This window comes from Vibrio sp. N418, assembly GCF_000222565.1.
Taxonomy (GTDB): Bacteria; Pseudomonadota; Gammaproteobacteria; order Enterobacterales; family Vibrionaceae; genus Vibrio; species Vibrio scophthalmi.
Genome location: NZ_AFWD01000054.1, coordinates 54,355 through 78,449, shown reverse-complemented (window position 1 = coordinate 78,449; position 24,095 = coordinate 54,355). Strand labels below are relative to the sequence as shown.

The following is a 24,095-nucleotide window of genomic DNA, read 5'->3' as shown; positions in this document are numbered from 1 at the left end:
TTGTTAAAGAGCGTTCTTCTTTGTGACTCACATCACTTCGGAAGAGGCGGTCATTTTAGCGAGTTAAAGTTTAGTGTCAACCACTTTTTTCAAACTTTTTTTCAAGCAATTTGCTTGGCTAAGTAACCGTACCAACTCGACTCTCGTTTCTTTAGAACCGTCGCCGTGTCAGTGAGGTCGCATTATAGAGATCGGCGTCACGTTGGCAAGTCCTTTTTAGTGTTTTTTTTGATTTTTTTGTTGTTTGGGTGTTTTCTAATCAAAGATGGCTATTTCTTCAACTCTTCTATGGCTAAAAGTGCCATATTTCTCTTTTAAGGAGTAACAATGACAGCATTACGTAGCTATAAAGGTATTGCTCCCGCTATCGGTGAGCGTGTTTATATCGATAGTAGCTCAGTTTTGGTCGGGGATATCTCGATTGGTGATGATTCCAGTATCTGGCCACTCGTGGCTGCGCGGGGCGATGTGAACCATATTCATATTGGCCAACGCACCAATGTACAAGATGGCAGCGTATTGCATGTTACCCATAAAAATAGTGAGAACCCGAATGGCTACCCTCTTATTATTGGTAACGATGTGACAATTGGTCATAAAGTAATGCTACATGGTTGTACGATTGAAGATCGCGTTCTTGTTGGGATGGGCGCAATTGTTCTTGATGGCGCAGTGATTCAAAAAGAAGTGATGATTGGTGCAGGAAGTTTGGTCCCTCCCGGCAAGGTGCTCGAGAGTGGTTACTTGTATGTTGGCAGCCCTGTAAAGCAAGCGCGCCTTTTGCATGAGAAAGAACGCGCCTTTTTACAGAAGTCAGCGGACAACTATGTACAGAATAAAGAGGACTACCTTCATAACGTGGTAGAAATCAGTTAACCACTTCAATTTTCCCTTGAGGGTTAAATTCTTCCTCTTCTATTAATGCTTCAGCCAGCTCTTCAAGATCAAAACGGTATTGAGCAAAAACCTCTAATGCTTGCTGGCTGTTAGCAATACTCTGACCTGATAGTCGCTCTAACTCAACTTGGCTAATCAGACACTCAATCAATGCACCGGATTGCTGAGCAGGAAACACGATCGCTTGCTGCTCATCATCCCAAGTTTGGATATCAGGGAAGAGAATGGATTGATTCATTATATACCTTCTAGGTTTTTTCTCAGTTCACGTAGGATTTGCTTTGTTCCGGGTCTTAGCCCGCGCCACAACATAAAGCTTTCTGCCGCTTGGCCGACCAACATACCCAAACCATCATAGACACAAGTCGCACCTTGCTCGAGCGCCCACTGATTGAACGTCGTTTTGCCTTGGCCGTACATCATGTCATAGACACTGCTATGAGAAGCAAAGATTTGTGATGATATTGCTGGTAACTCACCACTCAAGCTGGCTGATGTTGAATTGATGATCACATCAAAGGCTTGATCAATCTCTTCCATTGCGGCTGCGACTACATTGCCATAAGGCTGGAACATTTGCGCTAATTGCTCTGCTTTACTAAAAGTACGATTACTAATAACCAGCTGGCTTGGTTGTTGATCAAGTAATGGCTTAATCACACCGCGCGCCGCACCACCAGCACCAATAATAAGGATACGAGCGTCTTTTAGTGGCACTTGATATTGCAATAAGTCTTGGACTAGCCCTTCACCATCAGTATTGTCACCTAGGATAATGCCGTCATCTAACTTCTTAAGTGTATTAACCGCACCGGCTAGTTGAGCACGTTCCGTCAACCGGTCAGCAAACAAATAAGCCGCTTCCTTAAAAGGTACCGTCACGTTACAACCTCGCCCTCTGTCGGCAAAGAAGGCTTGTGCGCTCTCATTGAATCCATCGACGGGAGCAAGCTCGGCGGTATAGGTTAACGGTTGATTGGTTTGGCGAGCAAACAAGGTATGAATAAACGGTGATTTACTGTGGCCGATTGGGTTGCCGAAAACGGCATAGCGATCAATTTGCTGAGTCATGTCCTTACTACCAGAAATTAAAAAGGGTCTATCAAGACCCTATCACTATCTATATATAGAGGGAAGAACTACCACTGTCGTGGTTTGAGGTAGTGATCGTAGAGTTGTGCTTCTGGCGATCCCGCTTCTGGTTGGTAGCCATATTCCCAACGCGCCAATGGCGGCATCGACATTAATATCGATTCAGTTCTTCCACCACTTTGTAAACCAAACAAAGTGCCACGATCGCACACAAGGTTAAACTCCACATAACGGCCACGACGATAAAGTTGGAACTGACGCTCACGCTCGCCATACCCGGTCGCCTTCCTACGTTCAACAATCGGCAGATAAGCTTGCGTATATCCCGCCCCAATGGTTTTCATGTAGTTAAAGCTGCGCTCGAACCCCCACTGATTCAAATCATCAAAAAACAGCCCGCCCACGCCACGTGTTTCATCGCGGTGCGGGAGATAGAAATACTTATCGCACCATTCCTTATGCTCAGCATAAACACCATCGCCAAATGGGGCGCAAAGATTTTTGGCACAAGCATGCCAATCAACGCAATCTTGCTCAAAAGGATAAAATGGCGTTAAGTCAAAGCCACCACCAAACCACCAAATCGGCTCTTCGCCCTCTTTTTCAGCAATAAAGAAACGGACATTAGCATGCGATGTCGGCACATAAGGGTTATGCGGATGCATCACCAAAGAAACCCCCATCGCTTCAAAGCGACGACCAGCCAACTCCGGACGATGAGCCGTAGCGGATGCTGGCATCTGTTTTCCCATCACATGTGAGAAGTTAACCCCACCTTGTTCAAACACATTTCCGCTTGTCATTACTCGAGTTCGACCACCGCCACTAAGATGTTCACCCGGTTCGCGCTGCCAAGCATCTTCTTTAAAAATACCGGCACCATCCGCTCGTTCGAGCTGAAGGCAAATACTGTCTTGCAACGCCATTAGAAATTGTTTTACGGCTTGCTTATCAATTGAGCTTGGCATGTGACTTCCTTGATTCATTTTGAGCTTATTATTATGGCGCTTAGAGCATGACAGTTGCTATTTAGCCCTGTCGCAACACTTGTAGGGTTTTGGCGTCACGAATTTCACTTGGTTTATCACGACCACCCGTTGTACCACGTAAAATGGCCACCAGCTGATCGCCAAGTTGTTGTTCGACTTCTTCTGTGGTCATGCACGGTGCCAAACCCGATAAATTAGCACTGGTTGACGTGATTGGTTTGCCAAAGGCTAAACACATTTGCTGTACCAATGGGTGATCAGTAACGCGTACGGCGATCGAATCAAATTGGCCCGAAACCCAATCTGACACTTTATCGCTGGTTGGCATAATCCAAGTATATGGCCCAGGCCAAGTGGCTTGGACAGTCTGCAGCTGCTGTTCCGTTAACTGTGACTCATCAATATACGGTACAAGCTGCTGATAATTAGCAGCAATCAGAATCAACCCTTTCTCTACTGGTCTTTGCTTTAGCGTGAGCAGTTTCTGAATAGCTTGCGGATTATCTGGATCACAACCGACGCCAAATACACCTTCTGTTGGATAGGCAATCACTTCGCCCTGTTGCAAGGCGGTCAATGCCTGCTCAAAGTTGTCCACTTCGCGTTCCTTTCATATTTCTATTAACATTTTTGCTCAGTGTACTAACAATCCATCTTGGTGACTAAAGCAATTTATTTATAAATTGTGTCTATTGTATTTTAACCCTTACGCAAACGTTTGCTTGAGAGGGAAATACTCGTATAATGCGCACAAAACACGTATTCACCTAATGGCAGCTTGAAGGAGTTTGAGATGAAAGTCGGTATTATCATGGGTTCAAAATCGGATTGGCCAACCATGAAGCTCGCAGCAGAAATGCTCGACACATTTGGTGTCAGTTATGAAACCAAAGTCGTTTCAGCGCACCGCACTCCTCAACTGCTTGCGGATTACGCTTCTAGCGCGAAAGAACGCGGTATTAAAGTTATTATTGCCGGTGCGGGCGGCGCTGCTCATCTTCCAGGTATGGCAGCGGCGTTTACCTCTGTCCCTGTCCTTGGTGTGCCAGTGCAATCACGCGCTTTAAAAGGAATGGATTCACTGCTCTCAATTGTACAGATGCCAAAAGGCATTGCCGTTGGCACGCTTGCCATTGGCGAAGCAGGCGCTGCCAACGCCGGTATTCTTGCAGCGCAAATTCTTGGTACGCATGATGAATCCATTATGGCCAAGGTTGAAGCCTTCCGCGCCGAGCAAACGGAAACTGTATTAGCCAATCCAAACCCAGCTGAGGACTAAGTGATGCGCGTATTGGTGTTAGGTGCCGGTCAATTGGCACGAATGATGTCTCTAGCGGGAGCCCCATTAAATATTGAGCTCACCGCTTATGATGTTAGCCAAGGCAAAGTGGTTCACCCACTCACTCAAGTAGAGATTAAACAAGATCTGGCCAGTGCGATCGCGCAAGCGGATGTCATTACCGCCGAATTTGAACATATCCCTCACGATATTCTCGACCTATGCCAACACAGTGGTAAATTCCTTCCGTCCAGCCAAGCGATCAAAGCTGGGGGGGATCGTCGCATTGAAAAGGCGCTGCTCGACAATGCGGGTGTACGCAATGCCAACTATGCCGTGATCAACACATACGAAGATTTCCTTGCCGCCATTGAGCATGTCGGTTTGCCGATGGTACTGAAAAGCGCCCTCGGGGGTTACGATGGCAAGGGTCAATGGCGCTTAAAAGACGCCAACAAAATCGATGCTGTTTGGCAAGAGATGGCACAGTGCATCGCAAGCAGTGATAATCAAGCCATTGTCGCGGAAGAATTTGTGCCTTTTAGCCGTGAAGTATCTTTGGTTGGTGCTCGTGGTAAAGACGGATCTATCGCCGTTTATCCATTGGCGGAAAACGTTCATACCGATGGTGTACTGAGTCTTTCAACTGCAATCGCCGATCCAGCACTACAAGAACAAGCACAGCAGATGTTCACCGCCGTGGCGCAAAGCTTAGATTATGTTGGGGTGTTAGCCCTCGAGTTCTTTGACGTGGATGGCAACTTGCTGGTCAATGAAATTGCGCCTCGAGTGCATAACTCAGGCCACTGGACTCAACAAGGCGCTGAAACCTGTCAGTTTGAAAACCATCTACGAGCAGTGTGTGGCTTACCACTTGGCAGCACTAAACTGGTGCGTGAAACCACTATGATCAACATATTGGGCGAAGACACTCTACCGCCAACCCTACTGGCAATGGATGGCTGCCATATTCATTGGTACGGCAAAGAGAAACGAGCGGGTCGTAAAATGGGCCACATCAATGTATGTGGTGATTATAGCGGTGAACTGCAACGTCGTTTATGCGCCTTAGCCGAACAGCTCGATCAACAAGCCTTCCCAGCGATTCATAACTTTGCCGCTGGCTTTAATAAGTTCTCACTTTGAGTTCGGGTTAAAAAATGAAGTCATAAAAAACGGCGCCTTAATCAGCGTCGTTTTTATTGTGACTGCGTATGCTGACATTTTCGTTCCGCACACTGATATTTGATGCCACTCGCCAACTTCTTTTCGATCAGCAATGGAAAACCACACAACTCACAGCGCCCTTTTATTGGTGGCTGATTAACGGCAAACTTACACTTAGGATAGTTATCACACGCGTAAAAGAGTTTACCGAAACGGGTTTTGCGTTCAACCAAGTGACCTTTGCTGCACTCCGGACAGGCAATCATATCAGTAGAGGCTTGCTCTTCCTGTTCTAAAGATTCGATGTGGTGACATTGCGGGTAAGCGCTGCAACCAATAAACATCCCATAACGACCTTGGCGTAACACCAACTCATTACCGCACTGCGGACATGGGACGCCCAACTCTTTGATAATATGACCATCGTTTTGGTGCAGAGGTTTGATAAAATCGCATTCTGGGTAGAGATTACATCCCAAGAATGGGCCATGTTTACCATGGCGAAGTTGTAACACGCCCTCACGTTGCTCATCTTGACACTTAGGACAAGCTTGATGCTCAAGAGCGTGTTCATGGGCAGAAAATAATTGCTGATCTATTTTACTACTCATAATTCCACTTACTGCCTTTCACTGACTGTGAAAACCAACTCAAACGCCATTAGGCTTCTTTTATGACAAGATAGATGAGTAAATCAATCTCTATCAAGCCGACTAATGGATTGGGTTGGGATTAATGAAGGATGCCTTGCTCTTTACTGTACAAAAGCTCTTCCATTAGCGTGTAGGCATTTTCGTTGCCTGGTACATTAAACAACACCATGAGTACGATCCATTTTAGATCGTCGAGCTCAAAATCATCGGTTTCCAAACCCATGATACGGTCAATGACCATCTCTCGTGTTTCCGTGGTCAACACATTAACTTGCTCAAGAAACATCAGAAAACCACGACACTCGACATCTAGGCGATCCATTTCTTGCGCAGTGTAAATACGCGTCGACACCGCACCGCTCACCGAAATCGCTGCATGCTCTTCGCTTTGCTGTAGTGCTGCCAAATCTTCTAGCCAGATAAGGGCTTTATAAATGTCACTTTGTTCAAAACCAGCGCGAAGCAATTCATCTTCGAGCTCATCTTGATTAACTTGTAACTCAGCATCACTATGGATATAAGTTTCAAATAGATACATCAAGATATCCATCATCATAGCTTGCCCCTCCCCTTACGAATATAGCCACCGGAAACCGCAACAACATGCCCTGAAAGCTCAAGCTCTAAGAGCTGCATCATGACCTCTTGCACAGGGATATTGGTCCTTTGTGCCAGAATATCAACAGGTGTTACTTCGGCTCCTACGTTAGCTAACAGCTTGGCAAATGGCAATTGTTCTTTCTGCTCTTTTTCCAAGCTATGCTCAATTTGCATTAAAGGCTTATTAATATTAGACCAGCGCAACAGTGTATCTATTTCATTTAACACATCTTGTTCACTTTGTACTAAGCACGCCCCTTGCTGGATCAGGCTGTTACAACCTCTCGCTTGTGGCACTTGAATAGAGCCAGGAATAGCAAAAACTTCTCGACCTTGCTCTGCAGCATAGCGCGCGGTGATCAGAGAACCGCTTTTTTCCGCTGCTTCCACAACCAAGACGCCCAACGACAAACCACTAATAATGCGATTACGGCGCGGAAAGTTACTCGCTTTCGGCAACGTTCGAGGGTGAAACTCCGATACCAAAGCGCCATTTTTCACCACTCGTGCTGCGAGTTTTCGATGGCGAGCAGGATAAACATGCTCAAGACCACAACCCAGTACTGCGATGGTTTTTCCTTTCGCCGTTAGAGCCCCATCATGCGCATAACCATCAATACCTAACGCCAAGCCGCTGGTGACCACCAAACCATGCTGAACCAATGCGGCAGCGAAGTGTTTGGCGTTGTTTAAACCATCAATCGAGGCATGACGACTGCCGACCAAGGCAATTTGTGGCTGATGTAATGCATTCAAATCACCGTTAACAAACAATACTGCCGGCGGCGCAGAAATTTGTTTCAATAGCGGAGGATAAAACTCCGACTGCAACGTAATAATATGGTGCTCTGTCGATGCATGCAGCCACTCTAAACATTGCATTAAATAAAGCTGATTCGGCTGCTGAATTGACCTCACTTGTGCTTCAGTTAAGCCGAGCGCCAAAAGTTGTGACCGTTCATAAGTGACTAACTGCGTTGCAGATGCCTTGCTAAGTAGCTTACTCATCCCTTTCGGCCCAAGCCTTGGGGTGAAGTAAAGCGTCAGCCACGCGATAAGGTCAAGATCAGACTCATTACTCTCTAAAATCATGATTTATCGCATCTCTCCGCCGCTGGCGATCGCTATTGGCGCAGTTAAAGAGTGAGTCGAATCGGCGAAGGATGACGATTTCACTACCGTATCAAACCCGATCGGTTGGCGGCTTTCTGTAACCAGCGCCAAACTAAAATACTGCTCCGCATCAATGCCCCTTAGACGGCCAATGGACAAATTTGGCTGTTTTTCTATCACACGCTTTTCATCAGTCGCGAGGAGATCACTCAACTCACTCAATACTGGTGCTTGGTACAAATCAAACCAACTTCCTTGTACAACCCCTTCTTGCTGACCACAATTAAGCACCACTATTTGGTTTTTAACGACATAATCACGACCATCAATCGCACCTAATATCGTGGTGAGCCGGTTCTCGATTATGGGATGGAGTGAATAAGCAAAAGAATGAGCGTCACGGGTTTGGCTATCGAGCGGTAGCACCACATCATCTCGTAATATCTCTTGCTGTTGCTGGCGCACTTGCAAGGTTGAGAAGTGTTTCTCGCGGGATTGTAATTCAGCGATAGCCACGCGCTTTAAAACCACCACGGTTTGCTCATCACGAACATAAGTATCAAGCGGGCGATAAATCCCCCATAACCCTTGTGAATGTGAGCCTTGAATAATGAGCGCTTCATTATCTGATAATAAGCGCCGCCCACTGCGTGCACCGAGCACACGACTAGCACGATCCAACTCTAGCTTGGTCAATAACAGAGCAGGGCGAAAGGAAAAATCATGCTGATACGACGATGTAATTGAATGAGACTGATCTTGTGGTTGAGCTTGTGAAATTCGAATCTTTGGACTCAGTTTAACCAACGGCTTCGCCTGTATTCCGGTTTCCGCCTGATCGGCACTCGATGTCAAATTTGCACTGGCTTGGGTAAGGGTAAGCAGAGACAAAATCAGCAAAACAATCGCAGGTAGTATTCGATACATACCTCAATCCTTGTGTTTTTGGCGCCAAACCACACAACAAAAATGGTCACTTTATCGGCACATTTGAAATTCAAAAAGCGTAATGATGCTGTCATTTGCCCTATAAAATGTCTAGAATTGAGCCAACGAGGTTTATCTCGATTCGGCACAAATCAATCTATCGAGTGTATATGTCTGTATTACAAGTATTAACATTCCCGGATGATCGCCTTCGCACAGTGGCAAAACCTGTCGAAGCCGTCACCCCTGAAATCCAAAAAATCGTCGATGACATGATCGAAACCATGTACGACGAAGAAGGCATTGGCCTGGCAGCAACACAAGTTGACATCCACCAACGTATCGTCGTGATCGACATTTCTGAAACCCGTGATGAACCAATGGTTCTGATCAACCCAGAAATCATCGAAAAACGTGGTGAGGATGGTATTGAAGAAGGCTGTCTATCTGTCCCGGGTGCTCGCGCCCTTGTGCCACGCGCGGCAGAAGTGACGGTTAAAGCACTGAATCGTGACGGTGAAGCGTTTTCGTTTGAAGCAGATGACCTATTGGCGATCTGCGTACAACACGAACTTGATCACTTACAAGGCAAACTGTTTGTTGACTACTTATCGCCGCTAAAGCGTAAGCGCATTCAAGACAAACTGGCTAAGATCAAACGTTTTAACGAGAAACAATAAATTCAAAAGGAAGGTACCTTGAGCAAACCTTTACGTATTGTATTTGCTGGTACTCCGGATTTCGCCGCCCTTCATTTGGCGGCGTTGTTGTCTTCGGAGCACGAAGTTATTGCAGCATACACCAACCCTGACCGCCCAGCGGGTCGTGGTAAAAAACTGACCGCCAGCGCGGTGAAGAATGTTGCACTTGAACACAACATTCCTGTTTATCAACCGGAAAACTTCAAATCAGATGAAGCAAAGCAACAGCTAGCCGATCTGAATGCAGACATCATGGTTGTGGTCGCTTACGGCTTATTGTTGCCGCAAGTGGTACTTGATACACCAAAACTCGGTTGTATTAACGTGCACGGTTCAATCTTGCCACGTTGGCGTGGTGCCGCGCCGATTCAACGTTCAATTTGGGCTGGCGATGCCGAAACTGGCGTAACGATCATGCAGATGGATATCGGTCTTGATACCGGTGACATGCTAAAAGTGGCAACACTACCGATTGAAGCAAGTGACACCAGCTCTTCGATGTACGCGAAGCTAGCAGAACTTGGCCCTGTTGCTCTGGTTGAATGCTTGAATGATATCGCGGCTGGAACGGCCGTTGCCGTTAAGCAAGACGATGAATTGGCGAATTACGCCAAAAAACTCAGCAAAGAAGAAGCGCGCATTGATTGGAATGACGATGCAGCGCACATCGAACGTTGTGTGCGTGCTTTCAATCCATGGCCTATGAGCCACTTTGAAGTGGCTGAAAACAGCATCAAAGTATGGCAAAGCCGTGTTGCAGATCAAAGTTGTGATCAGCCTGCTGGGACTATTATCCAAGCAGATAAAACGGGTATCTATGTTGCCACTGGCAACGGCGTACTGGTATTGGAGCAGCTGCAAGTTCCAGGCAAGAAAGCCATGTCAGTTCAAGATATCTTGAACTCACGTGCCGCTTGGTTTGAAGTGGGTAGCCAACTGAATTAATCAGTGGCGCACTAATAATATCGTGCACTCGCTTCACCATGACAAACACGTAACCACAGTCGTATGACTGTCAGTACATTTTAGGGGACAGAGATGTCCCCATCTAATTTAAGGTATTCACCATGAATGTTCGCGCTGCTGCTGCCAACGTCTTATTTCAAGTGGTAGACAAAGGTCACTCACTATCACACGCACTTCCTGCGGCTCAAAAAACCATTCGCCCACGCGACCACGCACTGCTTCAAGAGATCTGTTACGGCGCATTACGCTACCTACCGCGTCTTGAATCCATTGCTAACGAGCTAATGGAGAACCCATTAAAAGGTAAAAAGCGTGTATTCCACCACTTGATCTTGGTGGGCATTTATCAGCTGAGCTTCATGCGCATTCCTTCACACGCAGCCGTTGCTGAAACGGTAGAAGGAACAGAGACACTCCGAGGCCCAAGCCTACGCGGTCTAATTAACGCGGTATTACGTAACTACCTACGCAATCAAGAAGAGCTTGATGCGATTGCCGTTAGCCACAATGCGGGTAAATACGGTCACCCAAGCTGGTTACTAAAACTGCTGCAAGAGCACTACCCACAACAGTGGGAAAATATCGTTGAAGCAAACAACAGCAAAGCGCCGATGTGGCTGCGCGTTAACCGCCAACACCACACGCGTGATGAATACTTAGCTCTGATGCAAGAAGCTGAGATCGGTTGTAGCGTACACGCTTATGCGGCAGACGCGATCAAGCTAGATTCCCCTTGCGATGTCACTCTGCTTCCGGGCTTTGACAAAGGCTGGGTATCGGTACAAGACGCGGCAGCGCAGCTTTCCGTTGATTACCTAACACCAAAAGATGGCGAGCTGATCCTAGATTGTTGTGCCGCGCCTGGTGGTAAAACTGCACATATTCTGGAGCACACTGTTGATACGGAAGTGGTAGCAATTGATAGCGATGCGACTCGTCTAAACCGCGTCTATGACAACCTTGAGCGTCTACAACTGCGTGCCGATGTTATTTGTGGTGATGCACGCTACCCTCAAGAGTGGTGGCAAGGTGAGCAATTCGATCGCATCCTACTGGATGCGCCATGTTCAGCAACTGGCGTAATTCGTCGTCACCCTGACATCAAGTGGCTACGTCGCGCCAACGATATTGAAGCGCTGGCAGCACTACAAAGTGAAATCTTAGACGCAATGTGGCAACAGCTTAAAGTTGGCGGCACACTGGTCTACGCAACGTGTTCTATCACACCGCAAGAGAACAAAGATCAGGTTAAAGCCTTCCTTGCTCGTACTGCCAATGCAGAGCTGCAAGGTTCTGATATCGAGAACCCTGGCCGTCAAATTCTGCCAGGTGAAGAAGATATGGATGGCTTCTACTACGCTGTGATGACTAAGCGCGCATAACGCAACATCACGCAGAGTAATCAAAGTGAAGCTTGCGCTTTGCCGGCTTCACTATTATTTTCAATGCATTGAAAAAAGCTCTATACCGAATATGCTCGGCAAATAACGTTTGAAAGCCACATATTATGACGGTATATCAGCAGTTAAATGAGATAAGAATATGAAAATCATCATTCTTGGTGCAGGTCAGGTTGGCGGCACACTAGCTGAAAACCTTGTTGGCGAAAACAACGACATCACCATTGTCGATAAAGACAGCGATCGCCTGCGCGAGCTACAAGATAAATATGATTTACGGGTAATCAATGGCCATGCAAGCCATCCGGATGTACTCAGAGAAGCAGGGGCACAAGATGCCGACATGCTGGTCGCGGTAACCAATACCGACGAAACCAACATGGCTGCCTGCCAAGTCGCATTCTCTTTGTTTAATACTCCTAACCGCATCGCCCGCATACGCTCCCCTCAATACCTCGCTGAAAAAGAAGCTTTATTCCAATCAGGTGCCGTTCCGGTCGATCACCTTATCGCCCCTGAAGAATTGGTTACCAGCTATATCGAACGCTTAATTCAATATCCTGGCGCACTGCAAGTGGTGAGTTTTGCCGAGCAGAAAGTCAGCCTAGTCGCGGTCAAAGCCTATTACGGTGGCCCACTGGTGGGTAATGCCCTATCTGCTTTGCGTGAACACATGCCGCATATTGATACTCGTGTGGCGGCGATTTTCCGCCAAGGCCGTCCAATTCGCCCACAAGGCACCACAATAATTGAAGCCGATGACGAAGTGTTTTTCGTTGCCGCCAGTAACCATATTCGCTCTGTGATGAGTGAACTACAACGCCTAGAAAAACCTTACCGCCGCATCATGATTGTCGGTGGGGGTAACATTGGTGCTAGCCTTGCAAGACGTTTAGAACAAAACTACAGCGTGAAGTTGATTGAACGTAGCTATCAACGTGCCGAGCGCCTATCTGAAGAGTTAGAAAATACCATCGTCTTCTGTGGCGATGCCGCTGACCAAGAATTGCTAGCGGAAGAAAACATCGACCAAGTTGATGTGTTCATCGCTCTCACTAACGAAGACGAAACCAATATCATGTCAGCCATGCTAGCCAAACGCATGGGCGCGAAGAAAGTCATGGTACTGATCCAACGTGGTGCTTACGTAGATTTGGTCCAAGGCGGCGCGATTGATGTTGCTATTTCACCACAACAAGCGACGATTTCTGCTTTGCTAACTCACGTACGTCGTGCCGATATTGTTAACGTATCCTCACTACGTCGCGGGGCAGCAGAAGCGATTGAAGCCATTGCCCACGGCGATGAAACCACCTCAAAAGTGGTTGGCCGTGCGATCGGAGAAATTCGCTTACCATCAGGCACCACCATTGGCGCAATTGTGCGTGGTGATGAAGTCTTAATTGCCCATGACCGCACCGTGATTGAACAGGATGACCACGTGGTGATGTTCTTAGTAGATAAGAAGTATGTTCCGGATGTAGAAGCACTCTTCCAGCCGAGCCCGTTCTTCCTCTAAGGCATGATATACCATGGTTAACTTTCGTCCCGTACTATTCGTGATAGGGTTAGTGCTGTCTAAGCTCGCCCTATTCATGTACGTCCCCACTCTTGTGGCATTCTTTTCTGGCACCTCTGGTTTCATCGAGTTTGGCCAGTCACTAATCATCACCCATGTGGCCGCGTTCTTATGCCTATCGATTGGCCGAACGGCCAATTTTAAACTCAGCGTGCGCGACATGTTCCTCATCACCAGTTTGGTGTGGACCATTGCCAGCGCCTTTGCAGCACTGCCATTTGTCTTTATCAACCACATCAGCTTTACCGATGCTTACTTTGAGACCATGTCTGGTATCACCACAACCGGCTCAACCGTACTGAGTGGACTCGACAATATGGCGCCAAGTATCTTGCTGTGGCGCTCGATATTGCAATGGCTCGGCGGTATTGGCTTTATCGTAATGGCGGTAGCGGTACTACCAATGCTTAACGTTGGTGGCATGAAGCTGTTCCAAACTGAATCATCCGATTGGTCAGACAAAAGTAGCCCACGGGCGAAAACCGTCGCGAAGAACATCGTACTGGTGTATCTGATCCTCACCGGTCTATGCATGATTGGTTTCTTACTCTCAGGCATGACGGTATTCGAAGCCATCAATCACTCTTTTACCACGCTATCAACCGGCGGTTACTCCACCTCTGATGGCTCAATGAACCACTTCTCACATAGCGCTCATTGGAATGCGACGCTGTTTATGTTCTTGGGTGGACTACCCTTCTTGCTCTTTGTTTCCGCTCTCACCAAACGTCATCCGAGCATTTTGCTTAAAGATGCCCAGGTGCGTGGCTTTACCTATCTGTTCTTAGGCAGTAGCTTGATCGTCAGTGCATGGTTGGTGATTCATAACGACTATGCGGTACTCGATGCATTGCGGGTTTCGATGTTTAATATCGTTTCTGTTGTGACGACGACGGGCTTTGGTTTGGAAGATTTCACCGCTTGGGGCGCATTGCCTACCACGGTATTTGCTTTTCTACTGATGGTGGGGGCTTGTTCTGGCTCAACTTCTGGCGGGATTAAAATATTCCGTATCCAAATCGCCATGACCTTGTTGCACAAGCAGATGATGAAACTGGTCCATCCATCGGGCGTGTTTGTTCAACGCTATAATCAGCGCCCAGTGAACGACGACATCGTGCGTTCGGTGGTGGCCTTCTGTCTGGTGTATTTTCTCACTATCATCTTTGTTGCGGGTTGCTTAAGCTCACTTGGCCTTGACCCAACCACCAGTATTTCTGGTGCGGTAACGGCCGTCGCCAACGTCGGTCCTGGCATGGGGGCACATATCGGTCCAACAGGGAACTTTGCTTCACTGCCTGATACAGCGAAATGGATATTGAGTTTCGGTATGTTGATGGGAAGGCTAGAAATCTTAACCATCTTGGTGCTGTTCTTCCCAGCCTTCTGGCGTCGTTAAACCGGCGTCACATAGTAATAAATCGCGCAAAAATGACAAGCGCATCCTGCTAGCACAAAACCATGCCATATAGCATGATTGTAGGGGATGCGCTTCGCGACATAAAAAATCACCCCGAGCGAATAAATCACCCCACCCAAGCCCAGCAGAATCAAGCCACCCAATTGAACATGCAACGCTAATTGATAAATCACCACCAGCGATAACCAGCCCATCAACAGATAAGTCACCAAAGATAAGCGCTTAAAGCGATAGACAAAAGCGACCTTCATAATAATACCGACAAGCGCAATGCTCCAAATAACCACCATCAAGCCAATCGCCAAAGGGGTGCGTAAGCTCACCAGTAAAAATGGGGTATAGCTGCCAGCAATCAGCAAATAAATCGCGCAATGGTCAAAGGTTTTGAGTGCGCGTTTGGCTCGTGGTGAGGGGATAGCATGATAGAGCGTTGAGGCGAGAAACAGCACAATAATACTGGCGCCGTAAATGGTGTAGCTAGCAATAGTCAGCGCATCGGCATGGTAAGCATGGGCTTTAAGCAACAGCAATACCAAACCGATAACACCCAGCACCATACCGATCGCATGAGTAATCGTATTCGCGAGCTCTTCTTTAGCGCTGTACGCTGCGTTGCTGGTTTCAGACATAACGTTTACTCAGGTGTTTGAACATTTCCACCTGAGTATGCCACATCTAGCTTACACGTGTAAGCTCAAATTATTCAAATACCGTTAACAGGTCGATTCGAGGTACTCGAGCACTTGTTGGCCGGCTTCATTCGGCGTTGTATTCAATGGAATGGTGAGTTCACGCTTTAATTGCCCCACGCCCAACAAACTGGCTAGCATACCTTTGGCCCCTTCACGATGGCGATCAACTTCAAACCACAACTTCAATTGTTCAGTATCACGATGAGCGACAAGTTCTAACTCGCGCCAACGACCATGATAAGGCCCGGTAGTCGGCACAAACTCAAACTCTTGTACAAACGGCAATTCAAAGCCATCCACCGCTTCGCATTCCACTTGGCGAATCCGCATGCCTTGCGCTTCTAGTGCAGACAAAACCCCATCTAACAAGGGATCAGGACGCACTGTGACAATATCGGTATCACTCGGATCTTTGGCCATTGAGATATCAAGCCCCGTTTCGAGCCACACTTTGGCATCGCCAATGGTCACCGGAGTATTCCACGGTACATCCAACTCCACTTCGAATTCACGGGACTCTCCCGGATGAATGGTGAAGGCATAAGGCAGACTCCACGTTGCGAGTGGGTAGTTTTGTGGCATGCGGCGCATGCGGTTGGTGTTTTGCTGGTTCTTATTGTGATCGGCCGGCACTTCTTTGATGTAGCGACAATAAAGTTTGAGATCGATATTATCAATCTCCTGCTCTGTCGCACCACCATAAACATGAATGGTAATATTGACCTTCTGTCCGGGATAGAGCACCTCTTGCTGAAGTACCGAATCCACCTGCGCTGAGCCAATACCAAAACTGGCTAGGGTCTTCTTAAAAAATGACATATTAATCCTCCATGAAACGCTCCCGACAGACATACAATCGTATGCTGATGGTGCGAAAAGAGTTCTCTCTTTTTTATCTCTATAGACGATCGCACAGAAATTGCCTGATAACCAGTCACGCTTTGTCATAGCAAGATCTCGCTTACATCACACATTGTTTAATTTAGCACTTTAAATCATGTATTAAGCGCAAAAATTAGGTGACAGCGCTATCTTTTGAAGTGATTAGATATCGACCAATATATCGCTTGGTGCTAACCTATCTTTGATATGTTTTGCATATCATTAACCCTACTCGGGCATTTGGATTGGCGAGAGCCAGAAAGAGCCAAACTTCAGCAATGAAGCTCAACTCATGCCCCCGTAGGCCATTACATCGGCAATGGATATGCCTGACAGTTCGGTAAATAGATGCGCCCAACTACCGTCAGGTTTTCGCACACTAACCGTAGTGCAATGCGTCGTCGTAGTGGTTTTGCCGCTGCGCCTGTCGCGAATAAACTTTCGCCTAGCATGACTCTTGTGGAGAAGAACACCATTTTGGCTCCGACTCCTGCAGAGCATATCAAGGCGGCATAATTAAAAAGCGCAGATCTCTGCGCTTTTTTCTTTTTCGATCTAAAACCACCACTCATCCTGCTTTTTACTGACCTTTTTAGCGACAAAATCTTCGCGACAATGTGTTAATCAGATTGCTATTTCCCTCGCGCATTTGTTACCTTTATCGACAAATCATTATAATTATTGTGGAGAAAGTTGATGAATTGCCATCGAATTGAAGAGCTGCTCGAGCTTCTAGGCCCTGAGTGGCAAAAAGACCAAGAAATGAACATGCTGCAGTTCTTGGTTAAGCTAGCCAAAGAGGCCGGTTACCAAGGCCCGCTAGAAGAGCTCACTGATGATGTGCTTATCTACCATCTTAAAATGCGTAACAGCAGCAAAGATGAGATGATCCCGGGCCTGAAAAAAGACCAAGAAGATGACTTTAAAACCGCCATTCTTCGCGCTCGTGGCATCATTAAGTAATCGAAACAAATTGTTCAAGGCAGCTCCGGCTGCCTTTTTTAATGCCTAGAGATCGACTTACGCCCTATTCCTGAAAAATAACCCAAGGATTCTTGTTAATAGTTAATGATGTCAAAGAAATAGAATTGTTATTAATTGTATACTTTGCCACCTAAACTAAAAGCAACAATACCAGAAGTCATCAGAGCTTAATCCACCATCTTAACTGCCTTTTATTAAGCCTGACTTCACCAAGAACCAGAGTGTGATCAAAAGAAATTACACCTACATCGTCCAAAAGGAAGCGCAATGAGTCAGGACAAAATTGATATTAAAGACGTAACGCCCAAAACGTTTAATCCCAAAACACATAAAACCCAAGGCGATCGCTTTAATCCTAGTAATCGAATTTACGTCCGTGAAAGCAAAGGCACTTATCAACTACTGCGTCGTTATGGCGGGTGGTTTTTGCTGCTGCTGTTTGCCCTAATCCCATGGATTCCTTTTGGTGAACGCCAAGCAATTTTGCTTGATATCGGCAATCAACAATTCAACTTCTTTGGCACCACTCTGTACCCTCAGGACTTAACCCTACTGGCAACCTTGCTAGTAATCGCCGCCTTTGGTCTGTTTTTTATCACCACCTTTTTGGGCCGAGTCTGGTGTGGCTACTTATGCCCGCAAACGGTGTGGACTTTCATCTATATCTGGTTTGAAGAGAAGCTGGAAGGCAACGCCAATAAGCGTCGTAAACAAGATTCAGGCAAGCTGACTCGTTCACTGGTATTGCGTAAAAGCCTCAAGCATCTTGCATGGTTTGCCATCGCCCTCGCGACCGGCTTCACCTTTACCGGTTACTTCGTACCGATCCGCGAATTAGTGGTGGATTTCTTTACCTTTGAGTCCAGCTTTTGGCCGGTATTCTGGGTGATGTTTTTTGCCATTTGTACTTACGGCAATGCTGGGTGGATGCGCTCCATTATGTGTATTCACATGTGTCCGTATGCGCGTTTCCAATCAGCCATGTTTGATAAAGATACCTTTATTGTCGGCTACGACAGCAAACGCGGGGAAGCGCGTGGCCCTCGCTCACGCAAAGCCGATCACAAAGCGCTGCGGTTAGGCGATTGCATCGACTGTAACTTGTGTGTGCAAGTTTGCCCAACTGGTATCGATATTCGTGATGGCTTGCAATATGAATGCATTAACTGCGGCGCGTGTATTGATGCTTGTGACCAAACCATGGATAAAATGGGCTATGAGAAAGGACTGATCAGCTATACCACCGAACACCGTCTATCAGGCAAGTCCACCAAGGTGATGCGGCCAAAACTGCTCGGTTACGGCGCAGTATTGCTGTTAATTACCGGATTGTTTTTCGTCCAAATCGCCAGCGTCGACCCTGCTGGAATGAATGTGCTGCGAGATCGCAGCCAGCTTTATCGTGAAAACAGCTCAGGTGAGATTGAAAATACCTATACGCTAAAAATCATCAATAAAACCCAACAGACTCAACAGTATCAACTGAGTGTCACAGGGCTAGAAGATGTCTCTTGGTACGGAAAAAATACCGTGACGGTAGCACCAGGAGAAGTGTTGACACTGCCAATGAGTTTGGGCATGCAAGCCGATAATCTCAGCTCTCCTGTTTCAACAATACAGTTTATACTGTCTGACAGTGAACAATTTACCCTCTCGGTAGAAAGCAGATTTATCAAAAAGTTATAAGCCTGCCCTCGCCCCTAATTACGGTAAGGGTTCAGTAATGAGCCCTTTATTTTATGTCAGAAACAGCATTTAACTTTGATGCGCTCACCCCAGATTTTATGTGGTACGCACTCGAAAGCATCGGCATTCGTGCTGAATCCGGTTTTTTACCGCTCAATAGCTATGAGAATCGCGTTTATCAGTTTACCGATGAAGAGCGCCAACGTTATGTGGTGAAGTTCTACCGCCCTGAACGTTGGAGCAGTGAGCAAATTCAAGAAGAGCACGACTTTACCCTAGAACTGATTGAAGCCGACATCCCAGTCGCGCCGCCGTGCCGCATCGAAGGTAAAACCCTGCATTTCTATCAAGGCTACCTTTTTGCTCTGTTTGCCAGTGTTGGCGGACGTCAGTTTGAAGTCGACAATTTAGAGCAGTTAGAAGGTGTGGGCCGCTTTCTTGGTCGTATCCACAAGGTTGGATCACGCACGCCATTCGTGCACCGGCCAACGCTGAGCTTAGAGGAATACCTCTACCAACCTCGCCAGTTGCTCCAGCAGTCAACCTTTATCCCCATGCATCTTGAAAATGCTTTCTTTAATGATCTTGATTTGCTGATCAAACGCTTAGAAGAGCATTGGCAAACCCCTTCGCAAATCATTCGTCTCCACGGTGACTGTCATCCGGGCAATATCTTGTGGCGTGACGGCCCGATGTTTGTCGATTTGGATGATTCACGCAATGGACCGGCCGTCCAAGACTTGTGGATGTTGCTTAACGGTGATCGCGCCGACAAAACTATGCAGCTCGATATTTTGCTAGAGGCTTACCAAGAATTTAGTGATTTCAATATGAATGAGTTGAAACTAATTGAGCCATTGCGCGGTCTACGTATGGTGCATTATATGGCATGGCTGGCAAAAAGATGGCAGGATCCCGCCTTCCCAATTGCTTTCCCTTGGTTTGATGATCCAAAATATTGGGAAAGTCAGGTATTGGCATTTAAAGAACAAATTGCGGCGTTAAACGAAGCACCTTTGACCCTAATGCCGCAATGGTAACGTCAAAAAAACAATAAAATGGAGATAATAATGAAAAAGCTGTTTGCACTTGTGACCACCCTTCTGCTGAGCCTATCTGCTCACGCAGCGCAATTTTCTGAAGGGGAGCACTACAAGGTTCTTGATCTTGAAGCATCAAAAAAACCAACGGTCACTGAGTTTTTCTCATTTTACTGCCCACACTGTAAGACTTTCGACCCAATCATTCGCCAACTAAAAGCGCAACTACCAGAAGGCGTGAAGCTAAACAAAGCACACGTATCCCTAATGGGTGGCGCAATGGGCAAAGAGTTAAATAAAGCTTTCGCTACCATGGTGGTACTGAAAGTAGAAGACAAGATGGCTCCAGTGATGTTTAACCGCATCCAGACAATGCGTAAAGCACCAAACAGCGCAGAAGAAGTGCGTCAAATCTTCCTTGATGAAGGTATTGATGCGAAGAAATTTGATGCGGCTTACAACGGTTTTACGGTTGACTCAATGGCACGTCGTTACGACAAGCAATTCCAAGATGCCGGTTTAACTGGTGTTCCTGCTGTTGTGGTAAACAATAAATACCTTGTTCAAGCACAATCAATTGAAAGCCTTGACCAATACTTTGCACTGGTGAATTACCTAACCACGTTGAAATAGTGACCTTGAAGTAATCACGTGTTTCGCCATTCATTTGGTCATATTCAATAAGGGAGCTTCGGCTCCCTTTTTACTTTCCTACCTATCCGACTCGAAATTATTGCCAGCCCACTCGATCCATTAATACTCGATAAAAAAGCATTACGACAACCAATGAATGCCCTTAACTAAAATAAACCACGAAAACTTCTATTCGGCTACGATTACGACAACCACCTATGCTTTTGTTGCATTTCAGTGCAAAAAGGCAACAAAAACGGTCGGCAGAATAAACAATGTAAAAAAACAGAGTCATACAGGTGATCAATCAATAGCAACAGAAATAAATAGCTACTCATAATACATTTTTAGAAAATAATAGATTCGCCCAGCGAATAAAAAAGAGTAAAATCCGCGCCGAATAAAATAATCATATGCAATTGTACAAACCCACTCGCAGTTTGGAATATCGAGCAGATTGATCAGATTTGTTGCACTACACTCTTTTTTTGATCACTTTTTTATCCAAGCGAAGCCATGCTGGTTAGGTAAGTTGCGCGGAGATATAGATAAATGAAATTACAATACAGCTTACTAGCACTTGCCATCGTAAGTGGCTCAAGCTTTGCTCAACTGTCTGATACAGCAGGTTTTAGTGGTGAAGTGTCAATCAGCACTGGTTTCTACTCAACTGAGTCAAACCTGAACACTCATGACGACAACAAAAATATCGACGACCTAGGCGCGCCAAATGATGCGATTTCTGGTGCGCTAATTCTGCCACTAGGTAACGTGGCTTACACATTTGGTAACGGCTTAAATCAACAGTTCTACGCGGGTACGTCTCGTGAAGATATCGCCACTGGTACGCTAGCCTTTGAACTGGGCTACAAATACCAACTAGCGTCAGGCATGATCATTAATGCATCTATGCTACCAACCATCATGTCTGGCGAAGTTTGGGCAAACCCATACCAAACAACTGATCGTCAAACCACCGATGAAGATGGCAATGCCTACCGCCTAAAAGTGGAAAATATTGCAGGCTCTAAATTCTCAGTTGATATGGCGTACGCGACAAAAGACATCGAAAATGATGTAGCGGGTGAACTAGATCCTAGCCTTCGTCGTGATTCAAAAGGCTTTATCTTTAAAACTGATTACAAATTGGCATTGGATCAACACACCATCCTAACGCCACGCCTGTCTTACACCAATATCGATGCAGACGGCGACGCGAACTCATTCACGGGTTACGGTGTTGAGCTAAGCTACTTCAAGTTGATGGAGCGTCACCAACTAGCCCTAACTGGTGGTTTTAAAACGCGCGATTACGATGCAGTTCACCCTGGTGGCGCTGGCTTCAATAAAACTCGTCAAGATGATGAATTTAGCCTATTCGCTGCTTATGAATACGCAAACATCATGGATTGGCAAGATTGGTCTCTGATTTCACTTGTTGGTTTCACTAACAGCGATTCAAACATCGACTTCTACGACCGCACCGATTACATCATGTCAGTAGGTATGAACTACCACTTCTAATCTGACTGATTATCAATTTAAGCCCACCGAACTTGGTGGGCTTTTTTTATATCGTTATTTACCCCTCAGATGTCAGCTTATACCGCTTGTGCGTGTAAATGGCGCATCAATCGATCCATCGCGCGATAACCTAACGCTTCGGATAAGTGCGCTCGTGAAATCTGCGCCTCACCAGCTAAGTCAGCGATGGTGCGCGCCACTTTAATGATGCGATGATAGGCGCGAACCGATAAGCCTAAACGATGCAACGCTTGCTCTAAAAATTGCGCGTCACTTCTATCAAGGTGGCAGTATTGCTCGATCTCTCGACTGCCCAACAGAGCATTAGCTTTACCACTCCGAGCAAGCATCTCCTTCCGAGCTTTTTCCACGCGGGCTTTCACCACCTCAGTCGCTTCTCCTCGCTCACCCCCTTCGGCCAATGTTCCTTGTGGCAAGGCTGGGATTTCTAACGACATATCAAAACGATCCAACAACGGCCCTGACAAACGACTTAAATAGCGCAGTGCCGCTTGGGAGTTGCCATGACTTTGCTTAGCATCATAGTGACCACTTGGGCTAGGATTAAGCGCTCCGACTAACTGAAAGCGCGCAGGAAAACGAGTTTTGCCCTGCGCACGGGAAATAATAATCTCGCCAGATTCCAGCGGCTCACGTAACGCATCCAGCACTTTACGTTCAAACTCAGGCATCTCATCGAGAAATAACAGCCCATTATGCGCCAAAGAAATCTCCCCCGGCCTAGGAACCGAGCCGCCACCGACCAGTGCTGCCATTGAACTGGAGTGGTGCGGCGAGCGAAATGGCCGACATTTCCAGTTAAATTGATTGATTTCCTGCTGGGTCAGCGAAGCCACCGAGGCCGACTCTAACGCTTCATCATCCGACATTTCCGGCAGCAAATCGCGCAGGCGTGAAGCGAGCATGGTTTTACCGGTGCCCGGAGGGCCAAGAAACAACAAGTTATGATGACCCGCGGCAGCGATTTCCAGCGCACGCTTACCCTGCTGCTGACCAATGATGTCACGCAGATCTCGCGCATGAGTGGCGATATGTGGCTGCATATCGGTTTGGTGCAGATCCAATGCTTGTTGACCGCACAGGTCGGCGCACACCTCAAGCAAGCTTTGTGCAGATTTATGTTTTTCTTTACCCACCAATGCGGCTTGGTCACCATTGCAATGCGGTACCACCAAACGGCGTCCTTGTTGCTGCGCGATCAGTGCCGCGGGCAATACGCCTTTCACCGCTCGCAATTCCCCAGATAATGCCAGTTCACCAATAAACTCACTTTGAGTGAGTGGATTAAGAGGGATTTGCTGTGAAGCCGCTAAGATGCCTAACGCAATTGGCAAATCAAAACGGCCACCTTCTTTAGGTAAATCGGCGGGCGCTAAATTGACCGTAATCCGCTTGGCCGGAAACTCAAAACGCGAGTTAATGATCGCGCTGCGCACGCGATCACGAGACTCCTTCACCGTTGTCTCAGGCAAACCCACCAGCGCAAAACCCGGCATGCCATTACTAATGTGCACCTCAACCGTCACCAACGGCGCTTCCACGCCCACCGATGCACGGCTGTATACCACAGCTAAACCCATACATTCCCTTATTATGTTCACTTTTAAGGCGGCTATTTCTATAGCGCCTTTGTTATATAGCGTGGCGACTTGCTGAGATAATGTGAAAAAAGAATGAGTTTTTGCTTGTCATTTAACGGATATGTGTGATACCACTAGAGACGCAAACAATTACGTACCATATTACGCACACGCAACCATTAGATATTAATAATGACATTAAACGCCCGCTTACATGCACTGATTGCCCTGATTATCGTGGTCATTATTAGATTGCGCGGGGTCTAGTGG

General features: G+C 46.8%; 25 protein-coding genes. 14 read left to right on the top strand and 11 right to left on the bottom strand.

What is annotated here, in order from left to right; translation table 11 throughout:
- The first annotated feature begins 327 nt into the window (after positions 1 to 327).
- On the top strand, positions 328 to 876 hold the full coding sequence (locus RH86_RS11705; protein ID WP_009386332.1) for a gamma carbonic anhydrase family protein: 549 nt from the start codon (positions 328 to 330) through the stop codon (positions 874 to 876).
- On the opposite strand, the gene RH86_RS11700 is transcribed toward RH86_RS11705, so the two are convergent.
- The 4 genes from RH86_RS11700 to RH86_RS11685 all read right to left on the bottom strand — a co-directional run bounded on the left by RH86_RS11700 (position 869) and on the right by RH86_RS11685 (position 3,576).
- Positions 869 to 1,135 carry a DUF1488 domain-containing protein gene (locus tag RH86_RS11700; RefSeq protein WP_009386330.1) on the bottom strand — a complete coding sequence of 89 codons (267 nt, stop codon included), beginning with the start codon at positions 1,133 to 1,135 and terminating at the stop codon, positions 869 to 871. The two genes, RH86_RS11705 and RH86_RS11700, sit on opposite strands and share 8 nt — an antisense overlap.
- On the bottom strand, positions 1,135 to 1,968 hold the full coding sequence (gene aroE / locus RH86_RS11695; RefSeq protein ID WP_009386327.1) for a shikimate dehydrogenase: 834 nt from the start codon (positions 1,966 to 1,968) through the stop codon (positions 1,135 to 1,137). The genes RH86_RS11700 and aroE overlap by 1 nt, the downstream gene beginning before the upstream one ends.
- A gap of 68 nt (positions 1,969 to 2,036) precedes the next feature.
- Entirely contained in the window at positions 2,037 to 2,957 is a 921-nt protein-coding gene (hemF, locus tag RH86_RS11690) for an oxygen-dependent coproporphyrinogen oxidase (protein WP_009386326.1), read from the bottom strand.
- 61 nt (positions 2,958 to 3,018) lie between these two features.
- On the bottom strand, positions 3,019 to 3,576 hold the full coding sequence (locus RH86_RS11685; protein WP_009386325.1) for an L-threonylcarbamoyladenylate synthase: 558 nt from the start codon (positions 3,574 to 3,576) through the stop codon (positions 3,019 to 3,021).
- 195 nt (positions 3,577 to 3,771) lie between these two features.
- Between RH86_RS11685 and purE the strand changes: the two genes are divergently transcribed.
- The gene (gene purE / locus RH86_RS11680) at positions 3,772 to 4,257 is read left to right on the top strand and encodes a 5-(carboxyamino)imidazole ribonucleotide mutase (RefSeq protein ID WP_005597378.1); all 486 of its coding nucleotides are present in this window, start codon (positions 3,772 to 3,774) and stop codon (positions 4,255 to 4,257) included.
- A gap of 3 nt (positions 4,258 to 4,260) precedes the next feature.
- A complete protein-coding gene (locus tag RH86_RS11675; protein WP_009386324.1) occupies positions 4,261 to 5,403 on the top strand; it encodes a 5-(carboxyamino)imidazole ribonucleotide synthase in 1,143 nt (380 codons plus the stop codon).
- A gap of 53 nt (positions 5,404 to 5,456) precedes the next feature.
- Here RH86_RS11675 and RH86_RS11670 read toward each other — a convergent pair whose 3' ends face one another.
- From RH86_RS11670 to RH86_RS11655, 4 genes are all read right to left on the bottom strand, one after another.
- Entirely contained in the window at positions 5,457 to 6,035 is a 579-nt protein-coding gene (locus RH86_RS11670; RefSeq protein ID WP_005597361.1) for a type I DNA topoisomerase, read from the bottom strand.
- A gap of 121 nt (positions 6,036 to 6,156) precedes the next feature.
- Positions 6,157 to 6,633 carry a DUF494 family protein gene (locus RH86_RS11665; RefSeq protein ID WP_005597359.1) on the bottom strand — a complete coding sequence of 159 codons (477 nt, stop codon included), beginning with the start codon at positions 6,631 to 6,633 and terminating at the stop codon, positions 6,157 to 6,159.
- Complete coding sequence (dprA, locus tag RH86_RS11660; protein WP_009386323.1) at positions 6,630 to 7,769, bottom strand: DNA-processing protein DprA; 1,140 nt, start codon at positions 7,767 to 7,769, stop codon at positions 6,630 to 6,632. The genes RH86_RS11665 and dprA overlap by 4 nt, the downstream gene beginning before the upstream one ends.
- A 3-nt stretch (positions 7,770 to 7,772) precedes the next feature.
- Positions 7,773 to 8,717: a hypothetical protein gene (locus RH86_RS11655; protein ID WP_009386322.1), complete on the bottom strand. Its 945-nt coding sequence runs from the start codon at positions 8,715 to 8,717 to the stop codon at positions 7,773 to 7,775.
- A gap of 170 nt (positions 8,718 to 8,887) precedes the next feature.
- Here RH86_RS11655 and def point away from each other — a divergent pair, with 170 nt between their 5' ends.
- The 5 genes from def (at position 8,888) to RH86_RS11630 (ending at position 14,762) form a co-directional block, all read left to right on the top strand.
- Entirely contained in the window at positions 8,888 to 9,397 is a 510-nt protein-coding gene (def, locus tag RH86_RS11650; protein ID WP_005597353.1) for a peptide deformylase, read from the top strand.
- An 18-nt stretch (positions 9,398 to 9,415) separates the two neighbouring features.
- The gene (gene fmt / locus RH86_RS11645) at positions 9,416 to 10,363 is read left to right on the top strand and encodes a methionyl-tRNA formyltransferase (protein WP_005597351.1); all 948 of its coding nucleotides are present in this window, start codon (positions 9,416 to 9,418) and stop codon (positions 10,361 to 10,363) included.
- 122 nt (positions 10,364 to 10,485) lie between these two features.
- Entirely contained in the window at positions 10,486 to 11,766 is a 1,281-nt protein-coding gene (gene rsmB, locus RH86_RS11640) for a 16S rRNA (cytosine(967)-C(5))-methyltransferase RsmB (protein ID WP_009386321.1), read from the top strand.
- A gap of 160 nt (positions 11,767 to 11,926) precedes the next feature.
- The gene (trkA, locus tag RH86_RS11635) at positions 11,927 to 13,303 is read left to right on the top strand and encodes a Trk system potassium transporter TrkA (protein WP_005597349.1); all 1,377 of its coding nucleotides are present in this window, start codon (positions 11,927 to 11,929) and stop codon (positions 13,301 to 13,303) included.
- 13 nt (positions 13,304 to 13,316) lie between these two features.
- Entirely contained in the window at positions 13,317 to 14,762 is a 1,446-nt protein-coding gene (locus RH86_RS11630; protein WP_005597348.1) for a TrkH family potassium uptake protein, read from the top strand.
- Here the strand turns inward: RH86_RS11630 and trhA are convergent.
- Positions 14,759 to 15,412, bottom strand: coding sequence for a PAQR family membrane homeostasis protein TrhA (gene trhA, locus RH86_RS11625; protein ID WP_009386320.1), 654 nt, complete (start codon positions 15,410 to 15,412; stop codon positions 14,759 to 14,761). The two genes, RH86_RS11630 and trhA, sit on opposite strands and share 4 nt — an antisense overlap.
- An 84-nt stretch (positions 15,413 to 15,496) precedes the next feature.
- Complete coding sequence (locus tag RH86_RS11620) at positions 15,497 to 16,294, bottom strand: sporulation protein (RefSeq protein ID WP_009386319.1); 798 nt, start codon at positions 16,292 to 16,294, stop codon at positions 15,497 to 15,499.
- Between the two features lie 411 nt (positions 16,295 to 16,705).
- Here RH86_RS11620 and RH86_RS20560 point away from each other — a divergent pair, with 411 nt between their 5' ends.
- The 6 genes from RH86_RS20560 (at position 16,706) to RH86_RS11595 (ending at position 22,224) form a co-directional block, all read left to right on the top strand.
- Positions 16,706 to 16,873: a hypothetical protein gene (locus RH86_RS20560; protein ID WP_086026449.1), complete on the top strand. Its 168-nt coding sequence runs from the start codon at positions 16,706 to 16,708 to the stop codon at positions 16,871 to 16,873.
- Positions 16,874 to 17,053: 180 nt separating this feature from the next.
- Entirely contained in the window at positions 17,054 to 17,320 is a 267-nt protein-coding gene (locus tag RH86_RS11615; protein WP_005597343.1) for a YihD family protein, read from the top strand.
- A 288-nt stretch (positions 17,321 to 17,608) separates the two neighbouring features.
- The gene (gene ccoG / locus RH86_RS11610) at positions 17,609 to 19,027 is read left to right on the top strand and encodes a cytochrome c oxidase accessory protein CcoG (protein WP_009386318.1); all 1,419 of its coding nucleotides are present in this window, start codon (positions 17,609 to 17,611) and stop codon (positions 19,025 to 19,027) included.
- A gap of 53 nt (positions 19,028 to 19,080) precedes the next feature.
- Entirely contained in the window at positions 19,081 to 20,067 is a 987-nt protein-coding gene (locus tag RH86_RS11605) for a serine/threonine protein kinase (RefSeq protein WP_009386317.1), read from the top strand.
- A 30-nt stretch (positions 20,068 to 20,097) separates the two neighbouring features.
- The gene (locus RH86_RS11600) at positions 20,098 to 20,700 is read left to right on the top strand and encodes a thiol:disulfide interchange protein DsbA/DsbL (RefSeq protein WP_005597338.1); all 603 of its coding nucleotides are present in this window, start codon (positions 20,098 to 20,100) and stop codon (positions 20,698 to 20,700) included.
- 552 nt (positions 20,701 to 21,252) lie between these two features.
- On the top strand, positions 21,253 to 22,224 hold the full coding sequence (locus RH86_RS11595; RefSeq protein WP_009386316.1) for a DUF2860 domain-containing protein: 972 nt from the start codon (positions 21,253 to 21,255) through the stop codon (positions 22,222 to 22,224).
- A 77-nt stretch (positions 22,225 to 22,301) separates the two neighbouring features.
- On the opposite strand, the gene RH86_RS11590 is transcribed toward RH86_RS11595, so the two are convergent.
- Positions 22,302 to 23,825: a YifB family Mg chelatase-like AAA ATPase gene (locus tag RH86_RS11590; RefSeq protein ID WP_009386315.1), complete on the bottom strand. Its 1,524-nt coding sequence runs from the start codon at positions 23,823 to 23,825 to the stop codon at positions 22,302 to 22,304.
- Positions 23,826 to 24,095: the final 270 nt, after the last annotated feature.